Below are 16606 nucleotides of genomic sequence, written 5' to 3'. Positions count from 1 at the left end.
TGCCCCAGGTCAGGCGATCAGGGAGCAGCCCTCGGGCGTCTGCTGAGTCCGGTCCGCCGAAACGGGCGGAAGGGTGTACTGATCTCCCTGCAAGGTCAGTTGGATTCCGGAATCGGTGACGGTCAACGAGGTCGGCGCCATGTCGAGTGGATACTGCTGCAAGCTGTCCGACAGAACCCCGACGATGCTGTTCACCAGGTCGGTTGGGATTCCGAGTCCCAAAATCGACGCGCCGACGGTCTGAACGTCCACACTGCTGCCTGCGACGACCGGCTTGACGGTCAGTTCGGCGAGCCCGCCGACTGCGAAGGACAACGTCCCAGCACTTGCGTCGCTCGTGACACCGGTGACGAGCGCTCCGATGCCCTGCGACTGCAGCGTCGACGCGATGCCTGCCGTGGACCAGTCGATGTCCGCGCTCGACGAACCGATCGTGCCGTTGCTCTCTGCGCTCTGCTGGAGGTTCACGTCGTTGACCTCGGCGTGGACTGTCATGCCTTCGGCGGGCCCGAACCGTGCGTCGTTGCTGTCCAGAGTCACCGAGGAGACCTGCTTGTCGATCAACGAGATCAGGATCGGTTTCCAGCCGAGCCCGACGTCGACTTGACTGCCGATCTCACTTTCGAGCTGGCTTGCCAGGCAAGATTTGATCTGCTGACGAAAGAACAGTTCTCCGCCGAGCAGCGCCGCGACCACCAGGACGGCAACGAGCACCAAGATCAGGGGAGTTTTGCTTCGTGTCATTCGCAGCAGTCTTCCCGAAGAATCTGAAAGAGCTCTGTGAATCTGGCTGATGCGGCGCGTCGGAGGCTTGGAAGTAGAACTTCGATACAAGCCATGCGACAGTTTTTGTGACCTGCAACACACCTTAACGTACTGTCTAGTGCATGAGCACGATAGAAGGAAGCGCCGCCGAACTGCGCCGTCTCGCGGCGAGTCAGGACGGATATTTCACCACCGAGCAGGCCGAAGGCCTCGGGTTCGGTCACTCGGCGCTCCACGCCAACTTCGTCGCCGGTGACTGGATGCGAGTCGAGCGCAACCTCTGTCGACTCAGCAATTGGCCTCGCAGCGACCTCGAGCAGTTCGCGATGTGGTGCGCGTGGTTCGGCGGCGATGCCGTCATCTCGCATCAGAGTGCGGCGGAACTACACGGATTCGGTCACCTGCATCCGCAGTTCGTACACGTATCAGCTTTTACCGACCTACGTCTCACCGACACCCGCCTCGCCGTTCATCGGCTGCAGCTCGAACCCCACGAATTCGAGTCGACGGGCACCTTTCGGCTCACCACGCCGATCCGCACGGTCCTCGACCTCGCGGGAGGCGGAATTTCCCAGATAACCCTCGACGAGGTCGTCGGTGACGCTGTCGCCATCGGTCGCGTCGACGCAGGAGCGTTGTATCAGGAAGCCACTGCTGGATCCGACCGTGTCTCCGAGCGCATCGAGTTAGCTCTCTCCGCCTGCATCTAAGTGGTTGGGCCGCACGAGGTCCCATGGCACAGTCAGAATGTTGTCCCGCATCCGTCGACGAGGAGGCACCGTCGGTACTCCGTTGCCGGCCAACTGCCTCAGCGCGGCGTGCCACCGCACTCGCGGGCCGAACGGTGCCAGCGGCGCTGCCGTCGACCAGGCGCGATCCGCGGCCTGTAGTAGTCGGTGAATGGGTTCGCCTGGGACATTGCGGTGAATGAGCACTTTGGGTAACCGTTCGGCGATATCCGAGGGCATGGCCACGGTGAACGGATCCCATGCGAGGGTCAGCGAGATCGGTCCGTGCGCGTCGAGCAGGACCCATGCGCAGCGTCGCCCCAGCTCGTCGCAGGTGCCGTCGACGAGCAGTCCGTTGGGCGCGAGACCGGACAGAATGCGCGACCAGGCTTCGGGCACAGCTTCTTCTGGATACTGCCGAAGCACGTTGAATGCGCGAACGAGGTTCGGGCGGAGTCCGGCCATTTCGAAGCCGCCGCGGGCGAAATTCACGCCCTCGACCGAGTCCACCACGCGAGCGGGGTCGATTTCGAGTCCGGTGACGCGCAGATCGGGCCGGATCGTTCGTAGCCGTCGGGCCATCTCCAGAGTGGTGTCCGGTCGCGCTCCGTAGCCGAGATCGACGACGAGCGGATCGGATGCCTCGATGAGCGTGTGCCGCACGGCCACACTGTGGGTGAGCCACCGATCGCTGCGACGGAGTCGGTTGATTCCGGTAGTGCCTCTGGTTATGACGCCTTCAGGAGTGGAGCCTGCGGAACGACCATGAGAGGCAGGAGTGGAGCCTGCGGAACGACCATGAGAGGCAGGAGTGGAGCCTGCGGAACGGCTGGGGTGGTCAGGAGTTCTGCGCAAGCCAGTCGGCTGTCACTTCGCCCTCACCGCGCCACAGGTCGATGAGGTTGACCAGCATGAGCTGCTCGAGTTTGCTACCGATGAACGGCAGGAAGACTTTTGCTTCCGAGGAGGTTCGAAGGGTTGATCCGGCTTCGGTCGCGAACAGGGAGGTGGAACCTTTCAGGCTGCCGGGGCCGGCCGGGATGGAGGCATCGTATTTGCCCGATGTGGTCTCGCCGAATGGATCGAAGTGCACGTTCCGGGTGATGATCATGTCTTTTTTGAGGACTGTCTGCGCGATGTCCGGTAGTTCGGTCCGCGGAATGATGTGGTGCATCACGACGTCGATTCCCCCGTCTCCTACCTCGAAGCTTTTCAGCTCGTTGTGGGAGTACTTTTTCATCTCCTCGATACGAGCGTCCCAGTGATCGCGGCTGGACAACGCGGCGTACACCTGCTCGGTGGAGTGGGTGAACCGGGCTGAGTAGTTCATGCGGCGAGCCATAGTGCAACAGGGTACCGGCTACGTCGGCGGGCCTGGCCAGGGTGCCTACCCGCCGGTATGTCCGGTCAGCTCAGATTTTCGGCGATCCATTTCGCGGTGAATCCGTGCTCGTTGTCGATGAGCGAGAGGACCTGCTCGCTGATCATGGCTTCGATCTTTCCGCCGAAGATCGGAACTTTCACCTCAGTGGTGCCGGACAACGACATGGTCGAAGCCTCGGCGCTTCCCTCGAGCAGCGTGGCTCCGGAGACCGAGGCGGGAGCACCTTCGACCGTGGCGCCGAATTTCCCCTCGGCACGGTTTCCACCGAGTGGGCCCCACGATTCGGTGCGCTCGATGACGAGCGGGCCCTTCTTGAAAGCTGTGACGGCAGCGGGCAGTTCCTCTTCCGGGATGGATTGGGACATGACGACGCTGATCGTCCCGTTGATCGCATGCACGCTGACCAGGCGTGCGCTGGGGCCGCCGATCTCCTCGATACGGTCTTTCCAGTACTGCTCGGACACGAGCGCGGCGTGCACCTTGTCGACGGGTGCGGGAACAGACGCGCTGTGCGCGATGGGGCGAGGCATACGCGGAGATTACCGGGTGGCTCGGACTGCCATGTGAGACCGGTACCCTGGGTTCCCGTGCCCACTGCAATTTCCGAGCTCACCACGATGCGTGTCGGCGGCCCGGCCCGCGAGTTCGCCGTCGCCGCCAACAGTGACGAGCTTGTCTCCCTGGTCCAGGATGCTGATGCATCGGGGACGCCAGTGCTCCTCGTCGGCGGAGGATCGAACCTCGTGGTCGGCGACGACGGCTTCGACGGCCTGGTCGTCAAGGTCGAGACGCAGGGGATGCGGATCGACGGTGAGTCGCTCTGGGTGGCTGCGGGGACGTCGTGGGATTCGGTGGTGGCCGCCTCGCTGGACGAGGGATTGGCCGGACTCGAAGCGCTCTCGGGTATCCCAGGGCTTTCCGGTGCGACGCCTGTGCAGAACGTCGGCGCGTACGGCACGGTGACGTCGGATGTGTTGGAGAGCTTGACCGTGTACGACCGTGAGACCGGTAAGACAGCGACCTGGATGCCGGATCGGTGTGGGTTCGGATTACATCGCCAATCGGTGTTCAAGCACTCGAGCAGGTACGTCATCGTCGATACCACGATGAATCTTCGTCGGTCCGAATCCTCGGATCCGGTCCGGTATGCAGGCCTGGCCGATCGACTCGGCGTGAGCATCGGCGACACGGTCCCTGCCAAGGAAGTCCGTGAAGCAGTGTTGGATCTGCGCGGGCAGAAGGGCATGGTGCTCGACGCCGCGGACCATGACACCTGGAGTGTCGGATCGTTTTTTCTCAATCCGGTGATGACCGAGGTTCCGGCCAAGGCGGCGCGCGCGCCGCAGTACCCCGACCCGTCGGGTATCAAGGTGCACGCTGCTTGGCTCATCCAGAACGCAGGCTTCGCGCACGGGTACGGCCGTGAATTCGGTGCAGGGACCGTCTCACTGTCGACCAAACACGTCCTGGCCGTCACCAACCGGGGCGGTGCACGCACAGCGGATGTCATGGCATTCGCATCACACATTCGTGACGGTGTCGAAGCCGAGTTCGGCATCACACTGGTCCCCGAATGCGATTTGGTCGGTTGCTCGCTCAACTGAGCGCATCACTCGGCCTACCATCGAAGCAGATACATGGGAGTTCTGATCTACAGCAGTTGCGAGTGTGCAGGCTGTGGATACCACTCATGAAAAAGGAGTATTTCTTTGCAGGTCACAAGCGTCGGGCATGCCGGATTTCATATTCAGACCGATGCCGGCAGCATTCTGTGCGATCCGTGGGTGAACCCCGCCTACTTCACCTCGTGGTTCCCTTTCCCCGACAACTCACAGCTGGACTGGGACGTTCTCGGCGATTGCGACTACCTCTACGTCTCGCATCTGCACAAGGATCACTTCGACCCGAAGAACCTGGCCGAGCACGTCAACAAGGACACGACCGTACTGTTGCCGGACTATCCGGTCCCGGACCTTCGGCACGAGCTCGAGAAGCTCGGCTTCCACAAATTCTTCGAGACCACCACGTCGGTGAAGCACACGGTGTCCGGCCCCAAGGGCGAGCTGGACATCATGATCATCGCGCTCCGCGCACCCGCGGACGGCCCGATCGGCGACTCGGGACTCGTGGTGTCCGACGGTAAGACCGTCGCTTTCAACATGAACGACGCTCGGCCGGTCGACCTCGATGTCCTCACCGAGCAGTTCGGGCACGTGGACGTGCACATGCTGCAGTACTCCGGGGCCATCTGGTACCCGATGGTCTACGACATGGTCGAGCGCGCGAAGCGAACGTTCGGTGAACAGAAGCGTCAGCGTCAGATGGACCGTGCGCGTCAGTACATCGAGCAGATCGACGCCACCTGGGTCATTCCGTCCGCTGGGCCGCCGTGCTTCCTCGACGACGAATTGCGGTTCCTCAACGACGTCTACGAAGATCCTTCGAACATCTTCCCGGACCAGATGGTCTTCCTCGACCAGATGCGTCGCAACGGCCATGACAAGGGTCTGTTGATGATGCCGGGAACCACCTCGACCTTCGAAGGCAGTGAGCTGCTCGCGCACGAGCATCCGATTCCGGTCGAGGAGGTCGAGGCGATCTTCACCACCGGCAAGGCCGACTACATCGAGGCGTATGCCCAGCGTCAAGCTGGGGTCATCGCCGCGGAGAAAGCTGCGTGGGCTCCGGCCGAGGGTGAGCTGTTGCTCGAGCCGCTTCGCGCCTTGTTCGAACCGATCATGATTCAGTCCGATCAGATTTGCGATGGCATCGGCTACCCGGTTGCGATGATGCTCGGCGAAGAAACCGTCGTACTCGATTTTCCCAAACGGATCGTGCGTGAGCCGATCGCGAAGGAACGGTTCCGCTACAGCTTCACGATCGCGCCCGAGCTGGTTCGCACAGCCGTTCGGGACGAGGAACCCGATTGGGTCAACTCGATCTTCCTGTCCACACGCTTCCGGGCCCGCCGAGTCGGCGGATACAACGAGTTCCTGTACACATTCTTCAAATGTTTGACGGACGAGCGCATTGCGTACGCGGACGGCTGGTTCGCCGAAGCGCACGACGACACCGCGACGATCGTCAAGGACGGCTACGAGATCCAGCGTCGTTGCCCACACCTGAAGGCGGATCTGTCGAAGTTCGGAATCGTCGAGGGCAACAAGCTGACCTGCAATTTGCACGGGTGGGACTGGAACCTCGACACCGGACGTTGCCTGACATCGAATGGGCACGAGCTGAGGACCAAGAAGCTCGACTGACGGTTCGTGCCGAAGTGAATTCGATGTGAATCTGCCCGCATCGGCGGCTCGGATAGGCCTGACGGCGATTGCCGCGGGTACGTTGGAAAGCGTGCATACGCAGGTAGAACGGACAAATCGAACGCGATTGCTGTGGTTGATCACGGTTTTCGCGGCATTGGCGGCGTTGGTTTCGGGCTGCACCATCGGCGGCAACGACGCGGGCTCCTCCAACGGAGCGCCGGCGGCCGAGGCGGCTCCCGTCGCCGAGGTGTCCTCGACTCCCGCCGACGGCGCCGAGGATGTCAGTCCTATCGCGCCGATCTCGGTGTCGGTGAAGAACGGGACACTGGGCGATGTCTCGCTCACCAACGTGGACGGCAAACTAGTCCAGGGTGCCCTCGCGCCGGACAAGGCGTCGTATGCCGTCACCGAGCCTCTCGGCTACGGCGTCACCTACAGCTGGGCGGGCACTGCAGTCGGCACCGACGGTAAGTCCGTCGCAGTCGAGGCAAGCTTCACCACGGTCGAGCCGGACAGCCGTACCTCGGTCAGCACCAACATCGGTGACGGCCAAGAGGTGGGCATCGCGGCACCGATCATTCTGAAGTTCGATTCGGCGATCGAGAACAAGGCGGCGGTCGAGAAGGCTCTGACGGTCACCACCGACCCGCCGACGCCCGGTGCCTGGGCCTGGTTTCCCGATGACAACGGTTCGCGTGTGCACTGGCGTCCGACGAACTACTGGGCTCCCGGTACCGCGGTATCGGTCGAGGCGAAACTGTACGGCTTGGATTACGGCGACGGCGCGTACGGCGCCGACGATGTGTCCATCGACTTCGCTGTCGGGCGCAGTCAGGTGGTGAAAGCCGATGCCACCAGTCACCGTATGCAGGTCGTCCGTGACGGCCAGACCGTCATGGACATCCCCGTCAGCTACGGCGAGGGCGACGAAGAACGCAATGTGACGCGCAGCGGTATCCATGTGGTGACCGAGAAGCACGAGGATTTCCTCATGTCGAACCCGCCGTTCTACGAGAATGTGCGCGAACGCTGGGCAGTGCGAATCTCGAACAACGGCGAGTTCATCCACGCCAATCCGCTGACCACTGGAGTTCAGGGCGCATCCAACGTCACCAACGGCTGCATCAACCTCTCGGACGCCGATGCTCAGCAGTATTTCGCTACCGCGTTGTACGGCGACCCGGTGGAGGTCACCGGTACGCGCATCGACCTCTCCGCCGCGGACGGAGACCTGTACGACTGGGCGATCGACTGGCCGACGTGGCAGTCGATGTCCGAGCTGCCCGTTGGAGCAGCGACTCCGGCGCCGGTCCCGGCAAACTAGTTACCGGACCCGGCTACGGAAGGGCTACGTGCGGGAAAAGCGCCCTGGACCCGCCTGATCACGTGGCTTGATGATGATCTGGTCCAGATTCACATGCGAGGGACGCGACGCCACGAAGCCGATCACCTCGGCGATGTCCTGCGCAACGAGAGGGGTGATCCCCTGGTACACCGCGCCGGCCTTGGCCTCGTCGCCATCGAATCGCACCAGCGAAAACTCGGTCTCGACGGCACCCGGCGCGACCTCGGTGAGCCGGACGGGTTGGCCCAGCAATTCGCCGCGCAGGGTGCGATGCAGCACCGCCTGTGCGTGTTTGGCCGAGGTGTATCCCGACCCGTTGTCGTAAGCCTCGAAGGCTGCAACCGAGGTGATGGTCACCACGAGCCCGTCGCCTGATTCGATCAACTTGGGCAGCAGCGCCTTGGTGATGCGCAGGGTCCCCAGAACATTGGTCTCCCACATCCAGCGCCAGTCCTCGAGATCGGCGTCGATGACAGGTGCCAGTCCTTTGGCACCGCCGGCATTGTTGATCAGCACGTGAACCCTGGGGATCACTGCCGTGAACGCGGCCACCGAATCCTCGTCCGTCACATCGAGTTCCAGTGCAGTGCCGCCGATTTCGGCGGCAACCGCTTCGAGTCGATCGAGTCGACGTGCCCCGATGACGACGTGGTACCCCTGGGTGGCGAGCTGGCGAGCAGTGGCTTCGCCGATTCCTGAGCTTGCGCCGGTGACGACGGCAATGCGAGCGTCGGGCGAAATGTTTTCGGACAATGTCATGCATCGATCCTAGACGCCGATTTCGCCTGCATACCGGACCCGGGATTGGTGAAATGACCGTGCAGTGCTAATTTTACCCCCATGTCCGCAAGCCTCACCCACGCGTTGCGGGTCACCTATGTGACCGTCGCCCTGGGGTCTCGGCTGCCACTTCCCAGGGAACTGTGTTGTCCCGGTCTCGGAACCTGCCGCTAGTTTCCGCACTCGCCTGGCTGAATCGCGTCGTGTTGCGCGTCTTCTGCCTCGAGTTTCATGCACCACCTGTCTCGCGAAGACGGGGTCATTGCTGAGGACCGAACACTGTGTCTATCGCCATTTTGCCTACTACGACGCCGATTCCATTGCGGCGCAACGCTCGATCCACTCCCACGCTCGCGGCATCGTCCGCACCGCCGAGGGCAGGTGTGCAGGTGGTCGCTCCGGATCTTAGGATCGCGGACAACCCTGCTGCATCGGTCCTTCGTGTCGCTTCCACGGAAGGCCCGATTTCACGTGATAGTGCTGCTCGTGCAACAGGCTTGAGCATCGCAACCGTCAACCGTCAAGTATCCGCACTGCTCGGCGTCGGACTTCTTCGTGAGCGAGCAGACCTCACCGCCTCCGGTGCCGTCGGACGTCCGCGGATACCGTTCGAGATCAACCACGAGTCGTACGCCACCATCGGGATTCACATCGGTGCCGTGGTCACCAAGGTCGTCATCAGCGACTTGCGTGGTCGCATTCTCGGCGCTGTCGAGATTCCGACGCCTCCAGGGTCGGCACCGTCTGCACTTGCCTCCATCACCCGTAGCGCAGGTGCCTTCGTTGCGCGGTGGCATCGCCGCACCCCGCTCTGGGTGGGAGTTGCAGTGGGTGGTCGCGTCGATACGGCAACCGGCTCGGTCGACCATCCACGACTGGGGTGGGAAGGGGCTCAGGTCGGGACGGTCGTCGGTGGGGGACTGGGGCTTCCGGTGTCCGTGTCAGGGCACGTCGAAGCCATGGCCGCGTCGGAGCTGTTGCTGGCGCCGGTGCGGACCGACGAGGTCACGGCCGGAACGAGCCTGTACTTCTACGCCCGTGAAACCGCCGGAATCGCGCTGACCATCGACGGACGCGTCCACACTCCGTCGACCGGCCCGGGATCGATCGCGCATGTGCCGACCGGATCGAATGCGCAGTGCTTCTGTGGCAGTCGCGGATGCCTCGAAGCCACCGTCAGCGACCGAGCGGTCGTGGCCGCGGCGGTCGAGCGAGGTGTGTTGACGGCGGACGATCCGCGCCGGTCGGTTGCGGCGCTGCATCAGCTCGCGCAGAACGGATCGCTCGGAGCGCAGGAGGTGCTGACCGAGCGAGCGCAGGCACTCGGAAAGACCGTCGGTCTGTTGCGCGATCTGTTCAACCCGGATCGCGTCATGCTCGGTGGCCAGGCGTTCACCGAGTATCCCGCCGGAATCCCACACGTCGCAGCGGCGTTCGCACGATCATCGACGTTGCCGCGCAGGGATATTCGCATTACCGGCTTCGGGAGCAAGGTACAAGAGTTCGCGGCAGCGGTGGTCTCGCTCAGTTCTGTGTACTCCGATCCGCTCGCCTCCATGCGTCGGGCCGCAGCCTGATCGGTATCGGGCCGCTGGCGAGTCGAGAGCAGGTCTCGGCGACAATGGCACCATGGCAACGAGCGAAGTTCGGCAGGCATCCAGCATCGACGGCACCAGCATCGTCTACCGAGTTTCGGGTGATCCTGCCGCTCGACCGTTGGTATTGCTGCACGGATGGGCGCAGTCCTCGGTGTGCTGGGGTGAGGGCGTGCTGAACGGGTTGGCCGACTCCTACCGGTTGATTGCCGTGGATCTGCGTGGACACGGGTACTCGGACGCGCCTGCCGACGGGTACGCGGACCCCCTCAATTGGGCTGGCGACGTCCACGCAGTCCTCACCGCAGAGGCAATAGAAGCGAATGCAGTTCTACTCGGCTGGTCCTACGGTGGTCTGGTGATCTGCGACTATCTCGCCGAGCACGGGAGCGCGGCGGCAGCGGGCGTCGTACTCGTGGGCGCGATCACCGGTATCGGCCGAGGGGAAGCCGGCGGAAAAGTCGGGAGTTCGATGCGCGCGGCGATCCCCGATGCCATGTCGGAGGTGCCGAGCGTCGCCATTCGTGCACTCGGTAGCTTCGGAAATGCACTCACCGGTCCGGTCGAGGGGAAGGGCGCGCAGGCGCAGCAACTCTTCGGGCTCACTCTCGCGACACCCCCTCGCGTCCGAGCTGCGTTGTTCGACCGGACGGCCTCCCACGATGATCTCCTGAGCAGCCTCGAGGTGCCCGCCCTCGTCCTGCACGGAACCGCCGATACGGTCGTCGACGTCTCGTCCGGACGGCACGCAGCGTCGTTGATCCCGCAGGTCACCGAGTCGTACTGGGAGGGTGTCGACCACGGTCCGTTCGTCACCGACCCTGCTCGTTTCGTGGCGGAGGTCGGGGCCTTCATCGAGGGGCTGTGAACGTCCGTACTGTGGGGGAATGCAAACTGGAACGGTGAGTGGTCGCCAGTTGAACCGGGTTGCGGTGCTGTCTCTGCATACCTCTCCACTGGCACAACCCGGCATGGGTGATGCCGGTGGCATGAATGTCTATGTGCTTCAGAGCGCTGAAGAGCTGGCCAAGCGCGGCGTCGAGGTGGAGATTTTCACCCGGGCGACGTCCTCGGCCGACGAACCGGTCACCGAGGCAGCACCAGGTGTCCTGGTGCGCAACATCGTGGCAGGGCCGTTCGAGGGCCTGGACAAGCAGGATCTACCGACGCAGTTGTGCGCATTCGCGGCAGGTGTCCTTCGCGAAGAAGCGCGTCACGACGTCGGATACTACGACCTCGTCCATTCCCACTATTGGCTATCCGGGCAAGTCGGTTGGCTTGCCCGCGATCGATGGGGTGTGCCGTTGGTGCACACCGCTCATACGCTCGCCGCCGTCAAGAATGCATCGATGGCCGCGGGTGACTCCCCGGAACCAGCAGCCCGACAGATCGGTGAACAACAGGTCGTGGCCGAGGCGGATCGGTTGATCGCCAACACCTCGGGAGAGGCCCAGCAGCTCATCGATATCTACGGGGCGTCACCGGATTCGATCGACGTCGTTGCGCCCGGTGCCGATCTGAGCAGGTACCGACCAGGTGAGAAGAAAGCAGCCCGCGCGGAGTTCGGAATAGACCCGAGTGAGACGGTCGTCGCGTTCGTCGGCAGGATTCAACCGCTCAAGGCACCCGATGTATTGCTCCGGGCCGCTGCCGAGCTCCTCTCACGTGACCCGAGTGTGCCGCTTCGGATCCTCGTGGTCGGTGGGCCGTCGGGTAGCGGTCTGGACCGGCCCGACAGTCTCATCGAACTGGCGGCAGCACTGGGTATTTCGGCTCGGGTGACGTTTCTGCCGCCACAGCGCTCGGAGAAGCTCGCGCAGATCTATCGCGCCGCTGATGTGGTAGCCGTTCCGAGTTACAACGAGTCCTTTGGACTGGTTGCCATCGAAGCGCAAGCATGCGGAACCCCGGTGATTGCCGCCGATGTAGGCGGTCTCGGAGTCGCGGTCCGATCGGGCGAGACAGGTGTGTTGGTGCAGGGGCACCGCACCGAGGACTGGGCCACTGCGTTGGGAAGCATGCTGCGCGACCGTACTGCCCTCGCGCGCATGGCATCTGCCGCCCCGATTCACGCTGCGGACTTCTCGTGGGAGCGCACCGCCGAAGGCCTCATGGAAAGCTACCGGGCCGCCAAGTTCCACTTCGATCGGCACGAAGCGACGAGTGAATTCTCGCCGCGCCGATCTCGGGGACTCTGGAAACTACGACGAACAGGAGCCGTCACGGCATGAGCGACACGATCACTCTCATCGACGAGGTGTTGACCGAGCGCGGACTCGATTATCAACGCAAGAACGACAGTTCCTTCATCGTCGAGTTGCCGGGTGAGCGGAAGCTCAAAACCACGACGATGCTCACGGTCGGTCGGCACGGTGTTCGCATCGAGGCATTCGTGTGCCGCAAGCCCGACGAGAACTTCGAAGGGGTCTACAAGTACCTCCTCCGACGCAACCGCAGAATGTACGGAGTGCACTACACGATCGACAAAGTAGGCGACATCTACCTCGTCGGTGGAATGTCGTTGCACGCGGTGACCGGGGACGAGATCGACCGGGTGCTGGGCCAGGTTCTCGAGGCGGCCGACGGTGACTTCAATGTTCTACTCGAACTCGGTTTCGCCGAATCCATCAAACGTGAATGGGCATGGCGTGTTTCGCGCGGAGAACCGTTGACCAATCTCGCGGCGTTCGAGCATCTCATCGACGACTGATCGGCGTGGCCGACAACCGGTTTCCAACAGGCCTATCGCCCATTGTGACGGGGTTCACTGTAGGATTTCGGGAGTCTGCCGTAAGCGTGTTCGAAGGAGAGCCATGAGCTTCAACAGCCCCTTTCCCGATGTCGAGATCCCGAACCTCAGTGTCTACGACTATCTGTTCGGGTCCATCGCGGAGGCTGATCTCGACAAGCCTGCGCTCGTCGACGGTAGCTCTGGAGCAGTTACCACCTACAAGGCACTCATCGGGCAGATCGACGGCATAGCAGGAGCCCTCGCGGCCCGCGGTCTCGAACTCGGTGACGTCGTAGCGCTGCACTCGCCGAACGTCCCTGCCTTCGCCTCGGTACTGCACGGCATTCTGCGCGCCGGTGGTACCGCAACGACGATCAACGCGCTCTACACGGCCGAGGACATCGCCAAGCAGCTCACCGGCTCCGGCGCGAAGTTCCTCTTCACCGTCTCACCGCTGTACCCACAGGCCAAGGTCGCAGCCGAGAAGGTCGGTATGGCAGACGATCACATCATCGTTCTCGACGGTGCAGAGGGCCACCCCAGTCTGCGGGACCTGCTGACGCAGGGTGCGCCCGCGCCGGAGGTGTCGTTCGATCCGTCGACACATATCGCCGTGCTGCCGTACTCCTCGGGCACGACCGGTGTCCCGAAGGGCGTGATTCTGACGCACCGCAACCTCGTGGCGAACGTTGCCCAGATGGAACCTCGCGTCGGTATCGACACCGACGACGCGATCCTCGCGTTGCTGCCGTTCTTCCACATCTACGGGCTGACCGTTCTGCTCAACATCGCGTTGAAGCTACGTGCGCGCCTGGTCACAATGCCGAAATTCGACCTCGTCGAATTCTTGCGCATCATCCAGGACAACAAGCTCACCTACCTCTTCATCGCACCTCCCGTTGCCGTGGCGTTGGCCAAGCACCCGATGGTGGACCAGTACGACCTCTCCAGCGTGCACACCATCTTCTCCGGTGCTGCCCCGCTCGACGAGGAGCTCGGCAAGGCCGTCGCCAAGCGTCTGAACACACGGGTTCGTCAGGGCTACGGGATGAGCGAACTCAGCCCCGTCAGCCATGCCATCCCATTCGACCGCGACGACATGCCGCTGAGCTCGGTCGGGCTGCCGCTGGCGAACACCGTCAACAAGATCGTCGACCCGGGGACGCTCGAAGAGATCGCTCTTCCGACCGAGGGGCGCTCGGAGCCCGGCGAGCTGTGGGTCAAGGGCCCGAACGTAATGGTCGGTTACCTCAACAACCCCGAGGCGACAGCTGAAACACTCGACGCCGACGGCTATCTGCACACCGGCGACATCGCCGTCGTCGATGCCGAGGGCGTGGTGTACATCGTCGATCGCCTGAAGGAACTGATCAAATACAAGGGCTATCAGGTGCCGCCCGCAGAGCTGGAAGCGCTACTGCTGACGCACCCGGATATCGCCGACGCGGCCGTCATCGGAGTCATCGACGAAGCAGGCGAAGAGGTTCCGAAGGCATTCATCGTGCTGCAGGCCGATGCGAAGATCGACGCGGACGCCGTGATGGCCTTCGTCGCCGAGCGTGTCTCGCCGCACAAGAAGGTGCGCAAGGTCGAATTCATCGATATTGTGCCGAAGTCCGCGGCAGGCAAGATTCTGCGCAAAGACCTTCGCGCCGCGGAGTCGGGCAAGTAGCAACAGCAGATTGAGAACAAGCGCACCCCGTTCCGCGAGGAGCGGGGTGCGCTGTGTGTTGGTGGGGACTTCTAGGGGCGTCGTCATAGTGGGGACAAGCAATCCGTACACGCCTGGCGCGGGGGCAAGACCACGGGCGTTGATCGGTCGAACCGAACAACAAAGCTTGTTCGACGCGCTGCTTACCGGGCTGGAGCGGCAACGATCCATGCGTTCGATGCTCGTGGTCGGGCTACGCGGGGTTGGCAAGACGGCACTGTTGCGCGATTGCGTGGAGAGGGCGCGTGCGCGGAACTGGGTGATCATCGATATCGAGGTGAGCAAACGCGAAGACGACGCGTTTCGCCGTCAACTCACGTTCGAATTGCGTGGAGCCCTACTCGGACTGTCGCCGCGCTCACGGTGGGGCGAGGCTGCCACTCGCGCAGCCGCAGTGCTGCAGTCCTTCGGGCTCGTTCCTGCGTGAGTTGCCGATTACGTTGGTGGGGGCAGGTTTACCGCGCGCGGGTCTGACTCCCGAGATCGAGCGTTACGCCAAGCGGATCTTCGAGTTCCCTGTCATGGTGACGAAAATCCACCCGCGTCGGCCTCTGCGACTGCCGCCGGCATCACGGCGCGCCTCGACCCTGTCCTGTGGGAGGTCGTCGCCGCTACCGAATCACACCGAGAATCGACGGCACCCGACGGCCGCCGTACCCCGATTCACGACGTGGTCGTCGAGGCCGTCCGCCGGGGGTGAGCTTTGGGCGACCGGCGTGGGCATGGTGTTCCACCGAGACGAACCACGAGTCGGGATCCCGCCTGAAAACCGCGCAACCGGAACACCATGCCCACTTGTTCGGGTACCAATGAGGGATGGATGTCACTGTCGAGATCGCTCAGGGCCGGTTGCGCGGACAACGCGTCGGCGCTGTCACGTCGTTCCTCGGAATTCCCTACGCGGAAGCACCCTTCGGGCCGAACCGCTTCGCGGCACCCACGCCTCCGCCGAGGTGGGCGGGCGTTCGTGATGCAGTTGCTTACGGCGCGACGGCACCGAAGATCGGCTATCGGCCGCCGACCAGCACTATTCTCAGTGAGCCGGTGGTGCCGGGCGAAGAGTGCCTCAACCTCAATATCTGGACGCCGGATATTGCCGAGACCCATTTGCCGGTCTTCGTGTGGATCCACGGTGGCGCATTCGTCAACGGCAGCAATGCAGTACCGATCTACGACGGCAGCGCCTTCGCCCGCGACGGGATCGTCGCTGTCGTCATCAACTATCGACTCGGAGCCGACGGTTTCGCACGGATCGAGGGTGCGCCGGCAAACCGAGGGCTGCTCGACCAGGTCGCAGCGCTGGAGTGGGTACGTGAGAACATCGGAGTGTTCGGGGGCGATCCGGGGAAAGTGACTGTCGCGGGGGAGTCCGCCGGAGCAATGAGCATCGGGACGCTGTTGTCGATGCCGCGCGCGGAAGGGTTGTTTTGCCGGGCGATCCTGCAGAGCGGCGCCGGTCATCACGTCATCTCCGAAGCAACGGCAGTCAAAGTTTCTACTGCGCTGGCCCACGCGGTAGGGGTGAGCGCCGATGTCGAGGGGTTCGGTTCGGTCCCCGTCGACACTCTCGTGGATGCGCAACGAGACCTCGGTGACCGCATCACTGCCGAGGCGCCTACCGGTGCGTGGGGCGAACTCGCTTTCAACGCAATGCCGTTCGAGCCCTACATCGACGGGGATATCGTTCCAGAGTTGCCGTATACGCGAATCGTGGAAGGCGCCGGTGCCGACGTCGACCTACTCATCGGAACTACCAGTGAGGAGTTCGCGTTCTTCCTCGTTCCAGCCGGGGTGACCCAGTACGTCGACGAAGCCCGCCTGCGCCTCGCGCTCCGCGCGTATGGCGCCGACGTCGATGCCGCGCTTGCCGAGTATGCCGCGCAGTCACCCAACGCATCTCCGGGTGAGCTTCTCATCGCGGTGATGACCGACTGGTTCTTCCGATTGCCGGCGTTACGAGTCGTCGAGGCCAGAGGCGGGCAGGCATTCGTCTACGAATTCACTTGGCGGTCAACGCTGTACGACGGCAACCTCGGCGCGTGCCATGCCTTGGAGATCGGTTTCGTGTTCGACGCGCTGGAGCGAAGCGAACGAATCACCGGAACCGGCCCACCGCAGAATCTGGCCGGCGAAATGCACAGAGCCTGGGTCGATTTCGTGCGCGACGGCACTCCGGGGTGGACTCCTTACGGTAGCGAGCGTTCGGTCATGATGTTCGGTGAGCAGTCCGGCGTCGTCGACGATCCCAGGGCGACGACGCGCGAACTATGGTCGGGGGTGCGCTGATCGGCATCATGTGGC

Annotated in this window: 16 protein-coding genes; 11 read left to right on the top strand and 5 right to left on the bottom strand. The window is 63.2% G+C overall.

Translation table 11 applies throughout. The features are described from left to right. Window positions 1-9: 9 nt before the first annotated feature. Entirely contained in the window at window positions 10-744 is a 735-nt protein-coding gene (locus tag BJI47_RS05980; protein WP_176224692.1) for a DUF2993 domain-containing protein, read from the bottom strand. Between the two features lie 143 nt (window positions 745-887). Here BJI47_RS05980 and BJI47_RS05975 point away from each other — a divergent pair, with 143 nt between their 5' ends. After that, entirely contained in the window at window positions 888-1475 is a 588-nt protein-coding gene (locus BJI47_RS05975; RefSeq protein ID WP_088942856.1) for a hypothetical protein, read from the top strand. On the opposite strand, the gene BJI47_RS05970 is transcribed toward BJI47_RS05975, so the two are convergent. The 3 genes from BJI47_RS05970 to BJI47_RS05960 form a co-directional block, all read right to left on the bottom strand. Next, window positions 1452-2225 (bottom strand): class I SAM-dependent methyltransferase, encoded by a 774-nt coding sequence (locus tag BJI47_RS05970; protein WP_176224699.1) that lies wholly within the window; start codon window positions 2223-2225, stop codon window positions 1452-1454. The two genes, BJI47_RS05975 and BJI47_RS05970, sit on opposite strands and share 24 nt — an antisense overlap. A gap of 106 nt (window positions 2226-2331) precedes the next feature. Continuing rightward, window positions 2332-2835, bottom strand: a complete 504-nt coding sequence (locus BJI47_RS05965; RefSeq protein ID WP_088942854.1) for a DUF2505 domain-containing protein — start codon at window positions 2833-2835, stop codon at window positions 2332-2334. A 65-nt stretch (window positions 2836-2900) separates the two neighbouring features. Continuing rightward, window positions 2901-3407, bottom strand: coding sequence for a DUF2505 domain-containing protein (locus tag BJI47_RS05960; RefSeq protein WP_088942853.1), 507 nt, complete (start codon window positions 3405-3407; stop codon window positions 2901-2903). Between the two features lie 57 nt (window positions 3408-3464). On the opposite strand from BJI47_RS05960, the gene BJI47_RS05955 reads away from it, so the two are divergent. The 3 genes from BJI47_RS05955 to BJI47_RS05945 all read left to right on the top strand — a co-directional run bounded on the left by BJI47_RS05955 (window position 3465) and on the right by BJI47_RS05945 (window position 7467). After that, window positions 3465-4481 carry a UDP-N-acetylmuramate dehydrogenase gene (locus tag BJI47_RS05955; RefSeq protein ID WP_088942852.1) on the top strand — a complete coding sequence of 339 codons (1017 nt, stop codon included), beginning with the start codon at window positions 3465-3467 and terminating at the stop codon, window positions 4479-4481. 105 nt (window positions 4482-4586) lie between these two features. Then, window positions 4587-6140, top strand: a complete 1554-nt coding sequence (locus BJI47_RS05950) for an MBL fold metallo-hydrolase (protein WP_088942851.1) — start codon at window positions 4587-4589, stop codon at window positions 6138-6140. An 82-nt stretch (window positions 6141-6222) separates the two neighbouring features. After that, a complete protein-coding gene (locus tag BJI47_RS05945) occupies window positions 6223-7467 on the top strand; it encodes an Ig-like domain-containing protein (protein ID WP_088942927.1) in 1245 nt (414 codons plus the stop codon). Between the two features lie 24 nt (window positions 7468-7491). Here BJI47_RS05945 and BJI47_RS05940 read toward each other — a convergent pair whose 3' ends face one another. Next, window positions 7492-8247 carry an SDR family NAD(P)-dependent oxidoreductase gene (locus BJI47_RS05940; RefSeq protein ID WP_088942850.1) on the bottom strand — a complete coding sequence of 252 codons (756 nt, stop codon included), beginning with the start codon at window positions 8245-8247 and terminating at the stop codon, window positions 7492-7494. A gap of 404 nt (window positions 8248-8651) precedes the next feature. Between BJI47_RS05940 and BJI47_RS05935 the strand changes: the two genes are divergently transcribed. The 7 genes from BJI47_RS05935 to BJI47_RS05905 all read left to right on the top strand — a co-directional run bounded on the left by BJI47_RS05935 (window position 8652) and on the right by BJI47_RS05905 (window position 16591). Beyond that, a complete protein-coding gene (locus tag BJI47_RS05935; RefSeq protein WP_254900419.1) occupies window positions 8652-9845 on the top strand; it encodes an ROK family transcriptional regulator in 1194 nt (397 codons plus the stop codon). 52 nt (window positions 9846-9897) lie between these two features. Continuing rightward, a complete protein-coding gene (locus BJI47_RS05930; protein WP_088942849.1) occupies window positions 9898-10731 on the top strand; it encodes an alpha/beta fold hydrolase in 834 nt (277 codons plus the stop codon). A 19-nt stretch (window positions 10732-10750) separates the two neighbouring features. Continuing rightward, complete coding sequence (mshA, locus tag BJI47_RS05925; RefSeq protein WP_088942848.1) at window positions 10751-12094, top strand: D-inositol-3-phosphate glycosyltransferase; 1344 nt, start codon at window positions 10751-10753, stop codon at window positions 12092-12094. Further along, window positions 12091-12573 (top strand): YbjN domain-containing protein, encoded by a 483-nt coding sequence (locus BJI47_RS05920; RefSeq protein WP_088942847.1) that lies wholly within the window; start codon window positions 12091-12093, stop codon window positions 12571-12573. The genes mshA and BJI47_RS05920 overlap by 4 nt, the downstream gene beginning before the upstream one ends. A gap of 103 nt (window positions 12574-12676) precedes the next feature. After that, window positions 12677-14266 (top strand): AMP-binding protein, encoded by a 1590-nt coding sequence (locus BJI47_RS05915; RefSeq protein WP_088942846.1) that lies wholly within the window; start codon window positions 12677-12679, stop codon window positions 14264-14266. Window positions 14267-14327: 61 nt separating this feature from the next. Continuing rightward, on the top strand, window positions 14328-14732 hold the full coding sequence (locus BJI47_RS05910; protein WP_176224691.1) for an ATP-binding protein: 405 nt from the start codon (window positions 14328-14330) through the stop codon (window positions 14730-14732). Between the two features lie 389 nt (window positions 14733-15121). Then, window positions 15122-16591, top strand: a complete 1470-nt coding sequence (locus BJI47_RS05905) for a carboxylesterase/lipase family protein (RefSeq protein WP_088942844.1) — start codon at window positions 15122-15124, stop codon at window positions 16589-16591. Window positions 16592-16606: the final 15 nt, after the last annotated feature.

The organism is Rhodococcus sp. 1168 (assembly GCF_002091955.1).
GTDB lineage: Bacteria > Actinomycetota > Actinomycetes > Mycobacteriales > Mycobacteriaceae > Rhodococcoides.
This window is presented reverse-complemented; position numbering and strand designations above follow the sequence as displayed.

Excerpts from the sequence above, each read along its gene's own strand:
- BJI47_RS05980 (WP_176224692.1), bottom strand. The coding sequence starts at position 744 with ATGACACGAAGCAAAACTCCCCTGATCTTGGTGCTCGTTGCCGTCCTG.
- BJI47_RS05975 (WP_088942856.1), top strand. The coding sequence starts at position 888 with ATGAGCACGATAGAAGGAAGCGCCGCCGAACTGCGCCGTCTCGCGGCG.
- BJI47_RS05965 (WP_088942854.1), bottom strand. The coding sequence starts at position 2,835 with ATGGCTCGCCGCATGAACTACTCAGCCCGGTTCACCCACTCCACCGAG.
- BJI47_RS05960 (WP_088942853.1), bottom strand. The coding sequence starts at position 3,407 with ATGCCTCGCCCCATCGCGCACAGCGCGTCTGTTCCCGCACCCGTCGAC.
- BJI47_RS05940 (WP_088942850.1), bottom strand. The coding sequence starts at position 8,247 with ATGACATTGTCCGAAAACATTTCGCCCGACGCTCGCATTGCCGTCGTC.
- BJI47_RS05930 (WP_088942849.1), top strand. The coding sequence starts at position 9,898 with ATGGCAACGAGCGAAGTTCGGCAGGCATCCAGCATCGACGGCACCAGC.
- mshA (WP_088942848.1), top strand. The coding sequence starts at position 10,751 with ATGCAAACTGGAACGGTGAGTGGTCGCCAGTTGAACCGGGTTGCGGTG.
- BJI47_RS05920 (WP_088942847.1), top strand. The coding sequence starts at position 12,091 with ATGAGCGACACGATCACTCTCATCGACGAGGTGTTGACCGAGCGCGGA.
- BJI47_RS05915 (WP_088942846.1), top strand. The coding sequence starts at position 12,677 with ATGAGCTTCAACAGCCCCTTTCCCGATGTCGAGATCCCGAACCTCAGT.
- BJI47_RS05905 (WP_088942844.1), top strand. The coding sequence starts at position 15,122 with ATGGATGTCACTGTCGAGATCGCTCAGGGCCGGTTGCGCGGACAACGC.